14 protein-coding genes are annotated in these 19,253 nt (G+C 44.8%); 13 read left to right on the forward strand and 1 reads right to left on the reverse strand.

The genetic code is table 11. The features are described from left to right. Positions 1-56: 56 nt before the first annotated feature. From MKY42_RS15395 to MKY42_RS15415, 5 genes are all read left to right on the forward strand, one after another. Positions 57-2,066, forward strand: coding sequence for a DUF4965 domain-containing protein (locus MKY42_RS15395; protein WP_339852276.1), 2,010 nt, complete (start codon positions 57-59; stop codon positions 2,064-2,066). Further along, positions 2,063-5,311 (forward strand): glycosyl hydrolase, encoded by a 3,249-nt coding sequence (locus MKY42_RS15400; RefSeq protein WP_339852278.1) that lies wholly within the window; start codon positions 2,063-2,065, stop codon positions 5,309-5,311. The genes MKY42_RS15395 and MKY42_RS15400 overlap by 4 nt, the downstream gene beginning before the upstream one ends. A gap of 370 nt (positions 5,312-5,681) precedes the next feature. Then, positions 5,682-9,749: an S-layer homology domain-containing protein gene (locus tag MKY42_RS15405; protein WP_339852281.1), complete on the forward strand. Its 4,068-nt coding sequence runs from the start codon at positions 5,682-5,684 to the stop codon at positions 9,747-9,749. 160 nt (positions 9,750-9,909) lie between these two features. After that, entirely contained in the window at positions 9,910-10,959 is a 1,050-nt protein-coding gene (locus MKY42_RS15410; protein ID WP_339852284.1) for an AraC family transcriptional regulator ligand-binding domain-containing protein, read from the forward strand. Between the two features lie 168 nt (positions 10,960-11,127). Beyond that, positions 11,128-11,922 carry an SDR family NAD(P)-dependent oxidoreductase gene (locus tag MKY42_RS15415; RefSeq protein ID WP_339852286.1) on the forward strand — a complete coding sequence of 265 codons (795 nt, stop codon included), beginning with the start codon at positions 11,128-11,130 and terminating at the stop codon, positions 11,920-11,922. 167 nt (positions 11,923-12,089) lie between these two features. Here MKY42_RS15415 and MKY42_RS15420 read toward each other — a convergent pair whose 3' ends face one another. Next, complete coding sequence (locus tag MKY42_RS15420) at positions 12,090-12,749, reverse strand: metalloregulator ArsR/SmtB family transcription factor (protein WP_179264902.1); 660 nt, start codon at positions 12,747-12,749, stop codon at positions 12,090-12,092. A gap of 165 nt (positions 12,750-12,914) precedes the next feature. On the opposite strand from MKY42_RS15420, the gene MKY42_RS15425 reads away from it, so the two are divergent. The 8 genes from MKY42_RS15425 to MKY42_RS15460 all read left to right on the forward strand — a co-directional run bounded on the left by MKY42_RS15425 (position 12,915) and on the right by MKY42_RS15460 (position 19,064). Beyond that, positions 12,915-14,318: an MFS transporter gene (locus MKY42_RS15425; protein ID WP_179264901.1), complete on the forward strand. Its 1,404-nt coding sequence runs from the start codon at positions 12,915-12,917 to the stop codon at positions 14,316-14,318. Between the two features lie 33 nt (positions 14,319-14,351). Next, positions 14,352-14,657, forward strand: coding sequence for a helix-turn-helix domain-containing protein (locus MKY42_RS15430; RefSeq protein WP_339852291.1), 306 nt, complete (start codon positions 14,352-14,354; stop codon positions 14,655-14,657). A gap of 53 nt (positions 14,658-14,710) precedes the next feature. Further along, on the forward strand, positions 14,711-15,049 hold the full coding sequence (locus MKY42_RS15435) for a hypothetical protein (RefSeq protein ID WP_090897745.1): 339 nt from the start codon (positions 14,711-14,713) through the stop codon (positions 15,047-15,049). A gap of 44 nt (positions 15,050-15,093) precedes the next feature. Then, positions 15,094-15,450 (forward strand): iron-sulfur cluster assembly accessory protein, encoded by a 357-nt coding sequence (locus MKY42_RS15440; protein ID WP_179264900.1) that lies wholly within the window; start codon positions 15,094-15,096, stop codon positions 15,448-15,450. Positions 15,451-15,563: 113 nt separating this feature from the next. Then, positions 15,564-16,454 (forward strand): UDP-N-acetylmuramate dehydrogenase, encoded by an 891-nt coding sequence (gene murB, locus MKY42_RS15445; protein WP_339852296.1) that lies wholly within the window; start codon positions 15,564-15,566, stop codon positions 16,452-16,454. 6 nt (positions 16,455-16,460) lie between these two features. Beyond that, a complete protein-coding gene (locus MKY42_RS15450) occupies positions 16,461-16,922 on the forward strand; it encodes an Rrf2 family transcriptional regulator (protein ID WP_090897753.1) in 462 nt (153 codons plus the stop codon). 4 nt (positions 16,923-16,926) lie between these two features. After that, entirely contained in the window at positions 16,927-17,475 is a 549-nt protein-coding gene (locus MKY42_RS15455) for an NAD(P)H-dependent oxidoreductase (protein ID WP_090902294.1), read from the forward strand. Positions 17,476-17,657: 182 nt separating this feature from the next. Continuing rightward, the gene (locus MKY42_RS15460; RefSeq protein WP_339852300.1) at positions 17,658-19,064 is read left to right on the forward strand and encodes a PQQ-binding-like beta-propeller repeat protein; all 1,407 of its coding nucleotides are present in this window, start codon (positions 17,658-17,660) and stop codon (positions 19,062-19,064) included. Positions 19,065-19,253 lie beyond the last annotated feature (189 nt).

The raw sequence follows: 19,253 nt of genomic DNA on the forward strand, positions 1-19,253 counted from the left end.
GTTGGATCAAGAAGCACAGTTTACATTGAAAAAATGAATTGAAGGAGATGAAACAAATGACAACGTTTAGACCACCATCCGTACCTTTGATCACGGTAGACCCTTATTTTAGCGTATGGTCTGCTGCGGACCATCTCTATGATGATCACACCAGGCACTGGACGAACAAAACTCAAGGTATGGTTGGCATGATTGTCATTGACGGCAAAATCAGAAGGTTTATGGGGAAAGTAGGCGTTCACGAAAATTCAGCCATTGAGGAGCCTGACGTGCTCATTCAGACGAATCTAATTGTTGAGCCAGTAACTACCCGTTACACTTTTGAAGGAGAAGGCATAGAACTTGAGGTTCATTTTACCACACCGCTATTGCTTGATGATCTTGAGCTGTTATCCAGACCTGTGACGTATGTTACGTTCCATGTTCGAGCGATAGACGGTCAAGGCCATCAAGTGAAAATCTATTTTGATGTGACAGGTGAATGGTGTGTACATACTCCTGATCAGCAAGTCACCTGGGCGTCTCATGTAATCCATGAACAGTTACATGCCATGTCTATAGGAACGGTGGAACAACCTATATTAAAACGTGCCGGCGATGATACGAGAATAGACTGGGGTTATATGTACCTGGTGATTCAGCGATCCCATCAATCTCAATCGGTCATTCATTCGGTATCCAGGCGTGAAGAGTATGCCCGGTCGGGTTTGTTTAAGACAGGAGATGATTCTACCCAGCCAAAATCCATCTCTGATGAAATGCCTGTTATGGCAACCGAAATGGATCTGGGGCTTATCCATGAAGAGTCAGCATCCCGCTACCTGATGCTCGCTTATGATGATATTCATGCGATTGAATATTTTCACCAACCGCTGAATGCGTATTGGAAGAAAGATGGTGTGACATTTGAGCAGATGCTGGTAAACGCAGCGGATCAATATGAGGAGGTAGTACAACGGTGCGCCCGCTTTAATCGGGAACTCTTAACGGAGAGTCAGGCTGCAGGTGGGAACCAATATAGAGACATTCTGGCATTAACCTATCGGCAAGCGATTGCTGCACATAAATTGGTTGCTGATGAAGCAGGAGAAGTATTATTTTTCTCCAAAGAGAATTTTAGTAACGGCTGTATCGCGACGGTGGATGTGAGCTACCCGTCGATTCCGTTGTTCCTGAGGTATAACACCGAATTGGTCAAAGGTATGATGCGTCCAATCTATAAGTATGCCGAAAGCTCGGAGTGGACGTTTGATTTTGCTCCACATGACGTGGGGACATACCCTCAAGCTAACGGCCAGGTTTACGGAGAGAACAAACTTGAATACCAGATGCCTATCGAGGAATGTGGCAATATGCTCCTGATGGCAGCAACCGTATGCAAGTATGAGAAGAACGCGGAATTTGCACGTGAGCACTGGGGACTTCTAACAACTTGGGCTTCATATTTGCTGCAACATGGACTGGACCCTGACAATCAACTGTGCACGGACGACTTCGCCGGACATCTGGCGCACAATGCGAACTTATCGATAAAAGCGATATTAGGCATTGCCGCCTATGCGTATATGTGTGATGAACTTGGTGTGCCGGATGGTGCCGTTTATCGTGAAGCGGCTGCAAAAATGGCAGAGGAGTGGTCATCCATGGCGACAGCAGGTGATCACTACAAGCTGACTTTTGACAGCTCGGATGAATCATGGAGCATGAAATACAATCTGGTGTGGGATCGTCTGTTGGACTTCAACCTTTTCCCCAAAGAAGTGGCTGCTATAGAGTTGGCGCATTATCAGCTAAAACAGAATCGATATGGTATACCGCTGGATAGCCGTGAGACATACACCAAGTCTGATTGGCTCGTATGGTGTGCCTCCATGAGCGAAACGCAGTCTCAATTCGAACAGATGATCTCACCTCTGTGGGACTTTATGAATGAAACTTCGAGCCGTGTACCTGTAACAGACTGGTATGACACCATCACCGGAAAGCAGTTAAATTTTCAAAATAGGTCGGTTGTCGGTGGGTTTTTCATTCCTTTGCTGAGAAAGACATCTGTATCAAAATCATGATGAGACCAGATGATGAATTGGAGTTGAAAATCACGGATATTCATGCATTACAACAGCAGTTCAAGAATCCTGAGGCGACGTATCGGCCACAGCCCTTTTGGTTTCTGAACCACAGTTTTACCAAACCAGAGCTGGAAAACCAAATTCAATCCATGGTTGAAGCCGGTGTTGGCGGTGTTGTATTGCATGCGCGTCACGGGATGCAGGCCTCGTACCTGTCAGAGGAGTTCATGGATACGCTGGATTTCTGCACAAAAGAGTGCCAGAAGCGTGATATGGTGGTCTGGCTGTATGATGAGGACAATTGGCCGAGTGGAACACTGGGAGGTAAGCTGACGAGACAGTATCCCGAATATCGGATGAGATACTTGAGGGTTGAGGAACGAAGATATGTACACGATGCACAGCAGGAAATGTTATCTCTCGATTTTGCCACCTACGCTAACAATGAACTCATCGCAATTCTCGCTTATCGTGCCATCCAGCAAGAAGGGGAATGGCTGATATATGATCAACCTGAGGATATTACAGAGTTATGCGGACAGAAATGGAAGCCTGATACCAACGAAGATTATATTATACTTGCCTGTTGGTCCTGTGAAATTGCTGAAGGGATCACGTTTGCAAAAGGGTATTATCTGGACACGTTGAACCCGGAAGCCGTGCAGGCTTTCATTCAGTCGGCATACGAGCCGTTTCAGCAATTTCAGCCTCATTTCGGAGTGACCATTCAAGGTGTATTCACGGATGAACCTGGACTCATGATCCACGACGGTTTTTTTGGAGTCGAAGCCATCCGGACGTCGGTTCAGGATGTGAATGCAACTCTGCCCGGAATCGTATTCGCTTGGACACATGGGATGGTAGAGCGCTATCAACAGGAGAACGGATATGATCTGATTCCAAGATTAGGCGCGTTGTTATATGGGATGGTCGATGGCAGCAGGTCTGTGAGGAAGGACTATTATGATACGATTACCCGTTGGTATGTGGAAGGTTATCATGAAGCTATTCGTTCGTGGTGTGAATCACACAGCTTGCTGTACATCGGCCATACGCTGGAAGAACCCGTCTGGGGGCAGGCTCGGTCGCAGGGTAATCAAACCCGTGTATTGCAGCAGTTCCATTATGCGGGTGTGGACTACCTGACACATGGAATCGGTACAAAGGAGAATCCACATCGTATCGTATCCGTAAAGACGGCCGCGTCTGTCGCACAGTTGGATGGAAAAAAAAGAGTTATTTGCGAGTCATTTGGTGCGAGCGGTCATGCCTATGCCATGCGACAAAGGCGGCTTGATGCCAATTTCATGGCATTTCTGGGTGTTAATTTGTTTATCCCGCATGCATTTTACTATTCGTTTGCAGGGTATCGGAAAACAGACTTTCCACCTACCGAATTCAAGCATGCACCGCATTGGCCGCATTATCGGACTTTTGCCGATTATCTTGGTCGGTTGAGTGTACTGGGTTCTTTCACGAAGCGTACACCTGAAGTCCTTCTGTTATCACCGATCCAAACGGTATATGAGCAGATGTTCTTATCCGGTGAATCGAAAAAGCATCCAGCTGCGGATCAAGTGTTCTCGTTATTGTCAGATCGCATGCTGCGCAGCTCCATTGATTACGATTATGTGGATGAGTGTCAGCTCAGAGAGGCAAAGATTACTCATGCTGGAGGATATCAGTTTAACGGAGTACTAAACGAATATTCAATTTTAATTTTGCCGGAAATTACGGTCATGTCTATAGTTATTGCAAAACAGCTTGTGACCTTTGTAAACCACGGTGGAACGCTTATTGCGGTTGGGGCAATTCCTTGTGATAGTGAGCGACAGCGCCAAGATCCCGAATTACGGAAGTATATGAACGAACTATATGGCTCCGATCCTCAGCCAGGGAAATTACAAGCGGTGGGCAAAGGGTACAGCCTATTCTATTCCATGAAAAACACCGCTCATAACGACACACTTATGACCTTTTGTGTTCAGTTAAGAGAGTTAACGACATCATCACCAACTATTGCCTGGAAACAGATCGAGGGGCAAGCTGAGGATCTGATTAGCGTTGAACGCAAATTTGAAGATCATGTGCACACATGGCTGATGAACTGGTCGGAGCAGCCCGTGACCATTCAACTCCATCAAAACCCTGTGAAAGAACACATTGAAGAACAGATGGAAGAATGGAACTTGGAAAACGGGAGTATAAACCCGGTGAGTCATGATGCTGTTCTAACATTTGTACCGGGAGAGCTTCGTGTTCTATCCGTTAGACCTAATTATGTACCTGATCCGCTTCACACTGAAGATTCGACGCATCCCAAACCGCAAGAGCCTATAAATCATAAAGTGCAACATACCACCGATGTGTTGGTGTTAGGTGATCCTTGGCAGTTTCAGACCGTCGATCCCAATGTGCTTGTGTTGGACCGGTGGCACGTCACATTGAATGATCGTCATTCCAGAATGAATGCAACAATGCCAGGCCAAGTCAACACGTACCGGACAACATTTGTCGTAACAGAAGAGTGGATCGAGTTTATGAAATCACAGCAAGATGCAGTCCATTTAAACGAACCTGGAAATGAGCGGATCTTCACGATTGAGCTAATCCTTGACGATATTGAGCAAAAAATCCCATCCCATATTGGTTTCCTGCAACGCAGACGTAATGTTGAAATCTATGTTAATGGAGTACGGATGGAAGCACTCCGGCCTTCACTGTGGCAAGATACTCATTACGCTGGTGTGGATATTACCAAACAACTGGTGCAAGGCGAGAATGTGCTTGAAGTTCTCACGGTCACATTGCTGGAACCGATGCCAGCCATTTCCTTTCCTGCTTATCTGGTTGGTTCATTTTCTATACAAAATCAGACTACATTAACCGTTGAGCCAGAACAAATGACTGGGGTTTGGAACGTTGAAGGTTATCCTTTCTATTCGGGAGCAGGAGTGTACTCGCAGCAACTGGATTTGTCTGATGTCAGCTTGAATCCGGGAAATGAAATTTGGCTGGAAGCAGAAGACATTAAAGAGACGGCTTGCCTATACGTGAATGGGGAACAGATTGGCATCCGGTTATGGCCACCCTATCATTGGAACGTCACGCCTTACATGGTGCCAGGTAATAATGTTATCGACATTCATGTGGCTAATACACTGGAGAATCTATACGGAAAGTCATCACTACCTTCGGGCATAAATGGTCCGGTAAAACTTGTAACTAAATTATTAAAATAATGTACGTTTCAGGTTTAGGGTTTGGATTCGTCGGGGAAGAATATGAACACAATAAAGTCGCCATATTGGCGGCTTTTTTTGCATTGAATTCGAAAGGCGGAGCTTAACTACGCTGGAAATAAGTATAGTTGAACCCAGTTATTCTTCAAACCTTTAAAAATAGTCTCTATATTTTTGGTGCAAACAGGAGTGAGAAACCATATTAATTATTATGTTAACTAAAAACATATTACATATATTATAAGTTAAATAAATGTAAGAGTTTACATAAGTTTTACGTCACGCTTACCGGATGCTGATCTCTACTTGTTATGCTTGGCCTGTTTGGAGTTACATAAGCCAACCAATCATACATACAAAGGAGAGAATTATGATCAGTCACCTTTACAAAAAAGTGTTATCCATCCTGTTATCCATTGCTTTGGTATTCGGATGGCTTGCGGGATTTGGGGGAGTCCATTCAGCCCAGGCCGCATCAATGTCTGAGCCTGAGATACTGTTACAGCGGAATGCCAATTGGCATTATTTCGATCAGGGTCAGGATCTACAAGCGGAATGGCGTGCTTCATACGATGATTCATCTTGGAATTCGGGACCGGCTCCATTTGGTTACAAAGACAACGGGAGTGGCATAAGCACTTCCTATTTTGGATCTCTCCAAACGGTAGTCAGCTATGGTCTGGACAAAAAATTAAAACCCCGCACTACCTATTTCCGGACCAACCTAAACGTTAACAAGGAACAAATTGACGGTTACGGACAAATTCTCGGCACATTTGGTATTGACGATGGTGCAGTGATTTATGTGAATGGGGTGGAAGTTCGTCGCTTTGGCATGCCTGACGGCGAGATTGATTACTCTACCAAAGCAACTTCTGGTAAGGATTTGCCGGTAATGTATGAGGATGTTGACCTCACTGCGCCGATGAAAGCCAATTTGCGTGATGGCTCAAACGAAATTGCAGTCGAAGTACATCAACAGAGCGACAGCAGCTCGGACCTGTATTTTGACATGGAACTTAAAGCTTTGGCTAATGCACCATCGCTGGATATCAGCAAAGTAACGGTTACTTTCTATGGGGATGCAACAAGTAGCAAAGGCTTCACTTGGTATACGCCTCTTGCATCTGCACAGAGCACTGTTCAAGTGGTGCCGAACCAAGTAGGCGTTGCCGACTTCAGTCAGGCCCAAAGCTTCAGTGGACGTGCAACCGTAGCTTCCAACTCCCCTGGAGAAATGGTGCATAAGGCGGAAGCAACGGGGCTTTTTCCAGATACATCCTATTCTTTCCGTGTTGGTGATCAGGAACTGGGCCTATGGAGTGAAGTTGGAACGTTCAAAACGGCTCCGGTTGACGGAGCGTTTACCTTTATCGACCTGACGGATACACAAGCGAAGGAAGAGGATGAGGCGATCCTGTCTGGATCAACTCTGTCCAAAGCACTCGCAACGGTTCCTAATGCTGAATTCGTTGTCCATAACGGAGACGTTGTAGAGAATGGTACTTCAGAACAAGAATGGAATTGGCTGCTTGGTCATTCGCAAGCCAGTCTCATGAACACGACCATTGCACCATCTGCTGGCAATCATGAGAATCAAAATTATGCGTTCTACGATCATTTTAATGTGAAGCAGCCAGACGGTGCTGCAACGGAAACAGGCGCATATTACTCGTATAATTACAGCAAAGCCCATTTTATCGTATTGAACTCCAATGAGAATTCAACGGAGTACGCCAACTTCTCGAATGAGCAAGTCGCATGGATGAAGCAGGATGTAGCGGAAGCAAAAGCCGCAGGAGCCAAGTGGATTATCGTGAATATCCATAAAGGTCCGTACACGACATCGAATCACGCCACGGATAGCGACATTATTGGTGCGAACGGTGAACGGAAAAAAATTGCCCCGCTCATGAACGAACTGGGGATTGATCTGGTCCTTCAGGGACATGACCATATCTATGCACGGACGAAGCCAATCAAGAGCGATGGTACCGCTGAAGATGTGTCCAAAATAACGGAGACCTTTAATGGACAGAGTATCGATTACGCAGTTAAGCCAGATGGAACCATTTATATGATTCCGGCTACAGCAGGAGCCAAAGTATACTTCAAAAACCAGAAAACTGAACTTGGTGAAGCGTACTTCAGCTTGTTCGAGCGTGCGGAAGAAAACCACGCACGGCAATATGGTGACACTACAAGTTTGGCTAGAGGTTATGTACAGAACTTTGTCTCCTTGACTATTAATGGAGACAAGCTGTCCGCCATAACGTATGAGATTGACAAAAATAAAAATAATGCTGAACCATTTATCGTGGATACTTTCGGGATCATCAAGGAATCGGATACCGTTCCTGTTCCAGAACAGGTAAACAAGGTAACGGTAACGTTGCATGGAGATCCTACCACGAGCAAAGGCTTCACATGGTACACTTCCGATCAAGTAACGAATAGCGACCTTCAGGTTGTGGAGAAAACATCTGCAACACCTGATTTCACACAAGCCAAATCGGTTCAAGGGCGCTCTGCACAGCCTGCGAATGCGCCTACAGAACTGATGCACAAAGCAGAAGTGACAGATCTGAAAGCCAATACGACCTATTATTTCCGTGTAGGGGATGCTTCCCAACAAGTATGGAGCGAGACAGGTACCTTCCGTACAGCACCGGAAAAAGGCAAATTCACTTTCATTGATCTGGCGGATACACAAGCGAAGGAAGAGGATGAGGCAATTCTGTCCTCGGAGACATTGGCCAAAGCATTGGCTACCGTACCGGATGCACAATTTGTCGTTCATAACGGGGATATCGTGGATACTGGTGTGAAAGAGGAACAGTGGAACTGGCTGCTAGGGCACTCGCAGGAAAGCCTCTTAAACACAACCATCGTGCCGTCCGCAGGGAATCATGAGGACAAAAATTATGCGTTTATCGATCATTTCAATATCCAGACACCGGTGAATTCCGCAACGGAGACGGGAGCTTACTATTCGTATGATTACAGCAATGCGCATTTTGTTGTGTTGAACTCCAATGAGGATTCGGATGAGTATGACAACTTCTCATTAGAGCAAGTCGAGTGGCTGAAGAAAGATGTTCAGGCTGCCAAGAAGAATGGATCTCAGTGGATAATCGTTAACATTCATAAGGGGCCGTACACGACGTCAAATCACGCAACGGATTCCGACATCATGGGAGCAAACGGTGTACGTACCAAGATAGCACCGATCATGGCGGAGCTTGGCATCGATTTTGTACTCCAGGGACATGATCACATCTATGCCCGCACAAAACCGATTGATCAGCAGGGGAAAGCGCGTCAGCCAGAAATGATCACGGAGATGCAAAACGGACAGAAAATCGAGTACGCTGTGAATCCGGATGGCACCATCTATCTGATTCCGGCAACAGCTGGTCCAAAAGTGTATTACAAAAATCCGAGCACAAGTCTCGGTGATGCTTATTACGGTCTTTTTGAACTTGCAGATGAGAATCATGCAGCCAAATATGGTCCTGATCCGAATGACAGCCGTCGTCCAATGCGCAGTCAGGTCCAGAATTTTGTGGGTATTACGATTGACGGCAGCAAACTGACAGCTGTAACATATGAAATTGACCAAAATCTGAAGGGAACAGACCCGTTCATTGTTGATCAGTTCGGTATCGTGAAGAAGACAGAACCTTCGAATCCGGGACCAGGAACTTCCAATCCGGGAACATCGAATCCCGGATCGGGTTCAGGTTCAGGCAATGGGTCTGGCAGTGGTAATGGCTCCTCCTCAGGAACCGGTAGCGATACAACAACCGGTAACGGTTCGAACGGCGGTACCGGCAGCGGAACTGATTCCGGCAATCAGCCGGGTACTGGATCAGGTAATAACGGAAGCACAGGCACTGCGCCAGCGTTGAAAGATACAGACGGACACTGGGCAAAATCTGCAATTGATAAAGCTCTGGCGACTGGATTCGTGAATGGTTATGGCGATCAGACCTTCCGTCCGAATCAGAAAGTCACACGTGCCGAGTTCATAACGATGCTGGGCCGTGCCTTGAAGTTGAATACCGTAAGCGAGAGTATTCACTATACGGATGATAACAAGATTCCTTCATGGGCGAAGCCGTATATTACAGCAGCTGCATCCGCTGGCATTGTCAATGGGTATGAAAATGGCTCGTTCGGCCCTAGCAAGACGCTGAGCCGTGCGGAGATGGTAACTATGATTGCACGCGCTGGCGGAATTCAAACGAATTCCAATGCGAAACTGGATTTCAAAGATGCCAAGGATGTCCCGGCATGGGCAGTATCCTATGTAGCTTCTGCCGTGGAAGCAGGTCTGGTGGGCGGTGTAGGTGGCAATCGATTTGCTCCTTTGCAGACAGCTACCCGGGCTGAGGCAGTTACACTTATTGTTGGACTTCTTGAACAATCGAAATAACGCTATATCGAATTCCCTCGAAACCAGTGCGGAAGTTTCCGCATTGGTTTCTTGTTTTATTCTGGAGATCAGGAAATATTAGTGACATTGCAAAAGAATCAGAGTCCCTGTACAGTGGATGAATCATTAAGCAACAAAGATTTCAAGAAGGGGAGTATCTATGAAGTCTCACACCTCTGAGCGGATTAAATTCCCGGCAGGGTTTTGGACAGGCTTGCATCAATTAGGGATTGCCGCCCATGATGTAGCTCGCAAGGCACAACTACCGCTCACGATTATAAATGAACCAGCTGTCACGACCGCTCAATATTTTGCGATCTGGCAGGCATATTCCGATCTCGTTGGTGACACTGCCGAAGGAATCATCAAGCTAGCAACCATCTTTGAAACAGGGAAATACCCACCGAGCGTCTTAGCGACCTACCACGCACGTGACTATCGTGATGCACTACAACGAATGGCTCGCTACAAACAGCTCTGCCCTCCTGAAAGCTTGCGTATTACTGAGGAGGGCGATGATTGTTCAATTGAACTGGAATGGTTAACTAACGAACACTCTGGTCCGTCATTGCTGGTTGGAGTCACACTGGCATTTCTCCTCGAACTGGGGCGCCGGGGAACAGGTCAACCTTTGACTGCGCGGCTTGTTGAATTTTCGCACACCATGGGCGATGTTCACACCCTTGAGACTTATTTTGGCTGCCCGATTCGGATTGGTGCAACCTGTAACCGGCTCACCTTACATCGTACAGATTTGGACCGTCCGTTTCTTTCATACAACGAAGAGTTGCTGGAAATCCTTACTCCCGCCCTGGACCGATCGCTGGACGAACAGCAGGGCAGTCGTTCTATTACAGACATGGTCAAATGGATTTTGAAACGCAGTCTTACAGGAGGTCGCCCCGACATTCAGGTCGTTGCCAAGGAATTGGGTATGAGCGATCGCACCTTGCAGCGCCGCCTTACAGAAGAGAATACAAGTTTCAAGCATCTGTTGTCGCAAGCCAGACATGAGCAGGCAAGAGCTTACTTGGCCGACCCTACACTGGACATTAAAGAAGTAGCTTTCTTAATTGGATATGAAGACCAGAACTCGTTCTACCGTGCCTTTCGTTCATGGGAAGGGGATACGCCAACGAATTGGCGTACGGAATATTTAGGAACGAATTCGCTATCCGAAGGACCGCCAAAATCATCAACGCTTCATTAACTGATTGCTTTATATCATTTGGCGTGTTATGCAAGAACTTTGGCGTAACACGCTAGTTACTCGGCTATGTAGACAAGGTAATATAAATCCTATCCGGAGCACAAGACTGTTTATAACATGATAACGAATCAGCTTGCCGCTACAAGATCATAAAAGGAGTAGTGTGATATGGATATGGGTTTATACGGTAAAACAGCTTTGGTTACAGGATCGACGAAGGGGATCGGGAAAGCCATTGCCATTGAACTTGCCAAAGAAGGGGTTAATGTACTCATCAATGGAAGGGATGATGCAGAGGTTGAGCGTACGGTTCATGAACTGAGATCCGATTTTCCCGCTACCTCGCCTCAAAAAGCTACAGCTGATCTGGTGGATATAGGTCAAAGAGAAGCCTTATTTGAGAAATACCCCCAAATTGATATCCTAGTGAACAATATGGGAATTTATGAAATGATGCAATATGAAGATATCAGCGATGAGGTATGGGAGAAATACTTCCGTACGAATGTGCTCGCTGCAAATGCATTGTCCAAATTTTATATGCCAAAAATGTTGCAAAATGATTATGGCCGCATGATCTTTATTGCGAGTGAAGAAGCCATCATGCCTTCAGGACAAATGCCTCAGTATTGCATGACCAAATCGATGTTATTATCGTTGTCCAAAAGTTTATCCAAATTAACGGCAGGAACAGAAGTTACCGTCAATACAATCCTGCCAGGACCAACCCTCTCTGAAAATGTGCAACAAATCATTGAGAGCATCTACCCTGATGAATCGATGACTTTTTTAGAAAAAGAGAAGGATTTTATGCGCAAAAACCTGCCTCAATCCGAAATTCAACGATTTATCAAGCCTAATGAGATAGGCAGATTGGCCACATTTGTATGCAGTCCGTATGCATCGGCATTCAAAGGTTCTCCAATTCGTATGGATGGGGGAATGGTGCCAACTATCTTCTAAACTTGCTTTTCACTATACAACTGAACGTAAAGAACCTTGAGCCAAGCCCAAGGTTCTTTTTTCGTTTTTATATATTGATAATCTTAATGGATTTTAAAAGGAACAGAAACATACATTAGAAAGACGTCTGCTGGCTGTTTTTTTTATAGTTGTGCAAGTTTGTTTGGTTACGAATGATGTTCTCTAACGGTATATATACAGTTTCTTCCACCTGCCAAAATATACTCTCCACGTTCAATATGCACTTGATCTCCCAGAACGGTTTTGAATAAATGCAATTCATTCTTACATAACCCGGTACATACCGCCGCAGCTTCACAGATTGGACAATGCTTTTCTATAAATAAGAGGCTACCATCGCCTTGATCCTTAACCTCGGCCATATAACCTTCATTTGTTCGAATTTCAGCCAGTTTCTCCAGCCTTTCCTTCACGCCGGATGCATCACCAATGTACTGTAGATATTGCTCTTGCATGTTCTTGTTCCGCACACTCAGCAGCTTGTCCAGTCCTTCATTTCCGAAAGCTTCTTTCATGGAATTGATCAGACTGACGGATAACTCCGAATATCCACTAGGGAAAAAACGATCAGCAGCTGGGGTTAATCTCCATAGCTTGGTTGGTCGACCCATGGGACGAGCCTCTTCTTCGAAAGTAACCAATCCTTCTTCTTTCAGTGCATTTAAGTGCTGCCTAATAGCCATTCCAGATAACGCAAATTGGGAGGAGAGTGCCACCACATCCATTCCACCCTGATGCTTAAGCAGGTTAATGATTGCTTTTCGGGTACTGGTTGAGGCATCTTTTTTCGTTTGATCCCGGCTCATGGTGAACCTCCTTTTTAAACAACTGAATCTTCATTATTCCATACATTTTAAACAAAAACATTGACAAAGTCAAAAACGAACTGTAGTTTAAACTTTGTAAAGTAAAATGTTTACTAAGTATCCGGATACGGTGTATACATAAAAATCTCTTGGAGGTCACATATCATGTCGTCCCATTCTCAAAGTATTTTCAGTCCGCGTTATTTTGCATTATCGATAGGAATTATATTGTCAGTGATGGCTGTTGGATTTGAAGGTTTGTCAGTAACGACGATTGCTCCTTCCATTGCTGGAGACCTGAACGGTCTTAACCTGTTTGGCTGGATATTCAGTACATATCTGCTTGCACAGATTATCGGCACCTTGGTTGTTGGAAGGATTATTGATAGGAGGGGACCCGCAGTACCATTTACGCTCGCACTTCTTTTGTTTATTGTCGGGCTGGTCGCAGCCGCAATGGCAGGAGATATGTATACCATGATCGCGTCACGTGCCATGCAGGGTTTGGGTGCCGGAGCTATGATGACTTGCGTGTACACGGCCATTTCCTTAAGTTATCCTGATGAATTACGTGCCAAGATACTGGGAGCATTCGGTACGGCCTACGTTCTTCCGTCCATGCTTGGTCCATATGTTGCAGGGCTTATTGCAGATTTGTGGTCATGGCGTTTTGTGTTCTGGGGGATCCTGCCGATCCTGTTGATTTCAGCACTCCTTAGCTTACCTGCGTTTACGAAATTAAAATCACAGCCAGCAAAAGGGGAGCAAGGATCTGCCGCTACATGGATGGCGCTGCTATTAACGATAGGTACGGGGACTTTATTAGTGGGACTTGGCAAGCTTCCGTCAATTATTGGATTTGTTATCGTCCTTATCGGGGGAGTACTGATGGTATACCCACTGCGCAAACTGCTGCCGGAAGGAACGCTTGCTTTGCGAAGAGGTATGCCCGCTATACTCGCTACGCGTGGACTGTTCTTCGCTGCTTATACCAGTACACAAAATTTCTTGGTATTGGCTTTAATTGAGGTGAAAGGCATTACACCTTCTCAGGCCGGTTTAATTGTAGCAAGTGCTGCACTGAGCTGGTGTGTCATTGCTTATTTGCAAGGGCGTTGGGACTCAGCAGATCAGGGCCGAGGACGTCATACACGAATTATTCTGGGTGTACTGCTGCTTGCCTTTGGAATTACCATCGTATTTTGGGTTCCTGTGGTGACCGTTACCGTAGCGATTATGGGCCAGATCATAGCTGGAATAGGCATTGGATTAGCACATCCGATTAGCGGTGTTGTGGCGTTTTCCCAAACAGGAGAGGGCGGCGTTGGCAAAACTTCGGCAAATCTGCAATTTGCAGATTCGTTTACACCGGGCGTAGTCATCGGGATCGGCGGTTCCATCCTGGTGGTGTGTCAAGCTGGGGGGATGTCATTGCAATCTGGATTAATCGTAACGATGGGTTTTCATCTGGTGTTGATTGTCTTGAGCTTGATTGCCAGTACTCGGATTACACAAGTAACAGAACAAGTAAGAACCGGGCTGCAATTGTTAGGCTGGAAAAACAAATAAACGGGGGTAAGCCAAGGAAGGTGTGTTCATGCGATGTTGACTTCGGATACCGAGAAACTTTTCACAGCCTATCGTATTATCGGGACGAAATGGACGATCCATATCCTATGTACTCTTTCGCAAGGTCCTAAGAAATTCAGCGAGATTTACGAAAATGTGCCTTCCATCTCAGAAGCGATCCTATCCAAACGATTGAAAGGTCTTCAGGATGATCAGTTGGTAAATAGAACAGCCCTGACACATCCCATACAGATCATGTATGAACTTACACCCAAAGGGGCCGCTCTAGCTGCTTTCATACCCTGTTTGATGGACTGGTTTACTACAAATATGAATTAGCGCAAAGGAATATCCTGCATTTGCGATCATCATTTTATCCGGAGGTTTTCTGAATGAACCATGTGTTAATCCTATCCGATACGCATCACATTGTTAAAAGTTTAAGTTTGTTGATTCAAACCGAGCCGTCGTTACATGTACTGGACGCTACTCGTGATGTGATCGGTAACATGGATCATCTTCCGGATAATTCTGTGATCATCGTAGATATGAATCTGGAGAATATCAAGCTGCTTATAGAACAATTTCCCGAGAAATATCGAGTGATATTGTATAGCGGGTCTCTGGAACTTATGGATATTCCTATCCATCTGCAATCAATAGGTTGTCGTTATTTTAATGCATATACGAGTCCTGAAGAAATCATTAAGATTTTAATGGGCTGCGTTTGAAAAACAATAGGTTAGCCAAAAATACGCTCCAGGGAGGTATAACAATGATTCAAGTCAGTGAAGCAGCAGAAGAAAAAATCGTTGAAATCCTGGCAAGTGCGGATACCCAAGATTCTTTCCTCCGAGTCGGTGTGGATGAGGGTGGATGCAGTGGTCTATCCTATACCCTTATCGTGGATGAACAGCAAGCAGAAGGGGATATCATATTAGATAAAGGTCTATTTCGTATATTGGTTCACACCAATACGGTTCCATATATTGAAGGGCTTGAGATTGATTACGAAGAGAGTGGAATGTTAGGGGGATTCACCATGAATAACCCTAATGCAAAAGTTTCATGTGGATGCGGGGCCAGTTTCCGAATGGCAAATTACCGTGGTGAGGTCAATAAATGTGATTAATTGTCAGGATGACGGCATATTTTCAACCAATATCTCATATTAAACATACAATGAAGGAGCTTTTTATTCGCCGATCGTGCAATCATGTCTTTTCAACTCAGGGAGAGAATGTCATGAATATTTTTGAAAACCACATACCTTTGGAAAAATTGAAATGGAACGAGCCATTAAAAGACCACACGTATATAAAACTGGGTGGTAAAGCAGACATACTTATCCAACCTACAACGAAAGAAGAAATTGTTAACACGGTTAACATTGCAAAAAAACATCAAATACCGCTGACGGTTATTGGAAAAGGATCAAATGTCATCATCAAAGATCAGGGCGTGCGCGGAATAACGCTTTCTTTGAGCCAATTCGATCAGATTAAAGTCTGTGGAGACAAGATTGTCGCACAGAGTGGTTCCAACATTATTGATGTGTCACGTACTGCTTTGGATAACAGCTTAACGGGTCTGGAGTTTGCATGTGGAATACCCGGAAGTACAGGTGGCGCTTTATATATGAATGCGGGAGCTTACGGTGGTCAGATGGATGAGGTCGTTGAGCGAGCGCTGGTGGTTACTAAAAATGGAGAGTTGCTTAACATGGTCCGAGATGACATGCAGCTTGGTTATCGAAACAGTATCTTCCGAGCGGATCAATACATCATACTTGAAGTCGAATTTAAGCTTAAACCAGGGAACAAGGATATCATCTCCAGTACCATGCAGGATTTAACGTTTAAACGGGAATCCAAACAACCGCTTGAATTCCCCTCTTGCGGAAGTGTATTCAAACGCCCTGAGGGACATTATGTTGGAAAACTCATTCAAGAATGCAATTTACAAGGCACTCGCATTGGGGGGGCGGAAATTTCCAAGAAGCATGCTGGTTTTATCATTAATGCAGATGACGCCACTGCTGAAGATTATTTGGAATTAATCAAATTAATTAAAAAAACAGTACGTGACCAATTTAATATTGAATTGGAGACGGAAGTCATTATTTTGGGAGAGTAGGCTGCTATGAACAGTGAGCTAAGTGTTGTCATCTATATTCTGGTTCTCCTTAGTTCACATGAAAATGAGAAGCTAACCAGTACTCAGATCTCTGAAAGGATTCGGGTGAACCCGGCGAGGATACGCCGAGTCCTTAGCTCGATCAAAAAAGTGGGATATGTTAAGGCAAAGGAAGGTATTGAAGGTGGTTATGTGTTGTCCAAAGATCCGTATGAGATAACCTTGAAAGATGTGTACACCCTGGTATCTTCCAAACCGCTTCAGATTCCCAAACCATCCATGATGACAAAAGGGAATTTAACAACCGAGGTAGATATACAGCTCGCAAGCATTTTCATAGAAAGTGAACAACAGTTAATGCAGCAGTTAGAAAAAATCACCCTAGGCAGCATGCTTCATGTGATGAAGGAATGTGCGTTGGAAACCGTGGAGTCGTTTGATGATGAAGAAGAAATCATTGGAGGTTAATGTCGTGAAATTAATCGGATTGTCCGGGTCACTGATTGGATCAAAGACACCAGTGGGTGTGGATGCTGTACTCCAATTCGTTAAAAATAATCATCCCGAAGTTGAAGTGGAACTCATAGATTTAAGAGATTATAGAGAGATTGAATTTTGCGATGGTCGCAAGTTGGAGGATTATAATGAACACACCCAGTCGGTGGTCCAAAAAATGATTGATGCCGACTTTTACGTGATCGGCACACCCATTTATCAATCCTCTCTGACAGGTGTACTGAAAAATGTATTCGACCTTCTGCCTGTGCAGAGCATTTACAATAAAGTGATGGGTTTCATAGCAACCGGGGGCACCTATCAGCATTATTTGGTTGTGGAAAATCAATTAAAACCGATTGCCGGCTTTTTTCGCTCCTATGTCGCCCCAAGCTATGTATATCTGAATAGTGATCATTTTGATGCTGAGAATAACATTAAAGATATTGAAGCCCTGAGTCGGCTGGAAAAATTGGCTGAGGAATTGATCTTTATGCAGATTCAATTAAAAGCTTCATCCTGCTGAACAAGGAGTCGCCAATTTGGCGGCTTTTTTGTTTTGAAATCAATTTGAATCGTTTAACACGAGTGTAACTCTTAAGCAATTCAATGCGTTATATTCATAAAGATTATAGATACGATAGCTCTCTCAAGAAATACACATCTATTAAGGTAACTAATGTAGAAACTATTACAATGGAGGGTATTATGCTCAAAACGAAAAAGAATCGACCGTTTACGAATTTGAAAGGTCAACTATTCCGATGTATCGTCGCAAGCTTTACAGCTGTGGGGCTTCTTGCTCTGGGGGGGAACGCCGTTATTCTGTCTCAAGCACATGCAGACGCACCTGATGTTTCGGTACGCAACTGGTATTCTTACATGGGGATTTCGGTACCAGAACTTAAGCCTTCCTGGACTGCAAAGGTGGACAATTATTTGAATATGAACGAACCTTATATTGGTCATCAGGCAGTAGCAGAAGAGGGTAAGGTATTTACTTTCGCTGATAGCAAACTGATCTCATTGGATGCAAAGACAGGCAAACGGCTATGGTCTTACGGAAAAGGATTAAAACCCTATGTTGTTTATCATAATAACGTCATTTACGGTCTTACTGGGGAGCATAAGCCTTATGCTTTGAACGCGAAGACAGGAAAAGCAATTTGGCAATCAGGCTCATCCACCTGGATCGATACACGATATCGTACAGAAATGTTAGTTCCAACGGGCGATACGCTTTATATTATCCAAGGCAGTACAACATTTGCATTTGATATGAAGACGGGCAAGCTGAAGTGGAGGGCTGACGAGCCGCTTGGTGAAGGAAACGGTACCGACTACCTGGAGGAATCTAATGGCGTTGTGCTTCGAACCTTTTATGTACAGGGGGCACTTACGTCCATTCAACTAAATGCATATGACAAGAAGACAGGCAAAAAGTTATGGGACGATTTCGGTCAAGGAGAAGCACTTCAAATTAAAGACGGTCTCGTGTATTCGGTTGATTATCATTCTTCCAAACTGACAGAATATCAATCAAAACCGGAACGTAAAGTGAGTGTGAATGCCTATAACCTCAAGACTGGCGTAAAAAAGGGGAGCCTTGAATATAACTGGAAAATGAATGGCGATCCACCGTATGACTATGGGTATGGGAGTGTATTTGCAAGCAATGGAAAGGTATACATTGAACAAGGAGATCGGGTGGCGGAATACAACTTTGACAAATATACAGCTAATGCGGATCCTCTTCGGACTTATCCGCGCCCTTTTTATAAAGAAAACGGGCTGTCGCTTGGTATCGTGCAGGAAAGGCTGATATACAAAAATGAAACAACGGGAGAACTAGCGGGTATCAAGCTGGTGAATGGACAGGAAATCAAGTGGTATGGCGACGCCCCTGTTGCTCAAATTAGCGTGTACGGCAAAGGAATGTACCGGACGCAGCGTAACGGAACAATGTTCGGGATTAATATGTTGACTGCTACACCCGTCTTTCGGGTAACCACCGGGGCAGATTTACACGAAGCGACGCTGAAGACAGATGGTATGATCATAATACAGGCGGAGGGTAAACTCCTCGGTGTAAAGCTGCCCGCATCGCTGAGATAAGCAAAGGCTGAGTTGTGTTTTCATAAAAGAAAAGAACAAAGGTAGCGGGTCTGCGATCGGCTGCCTTTGTTTATTTTTTATCTCAAAAAAACAGAATTCATACTAAAGAGGTGAAATAGCCAAAAATAATTTTTTCTCATGCGTGGCTTTTTTGCTTCCTCCGGTGTCTAATTAAATGTAAATCAAGAG

Source organism: Paenibacillus sp. FSL W7-1088 (assembly GCF_037969855.1).
GTDB lineage: Bacteria > Bacillota > Bacilli > Paenibacillales > Paenibacillaceae > Paenibacillus.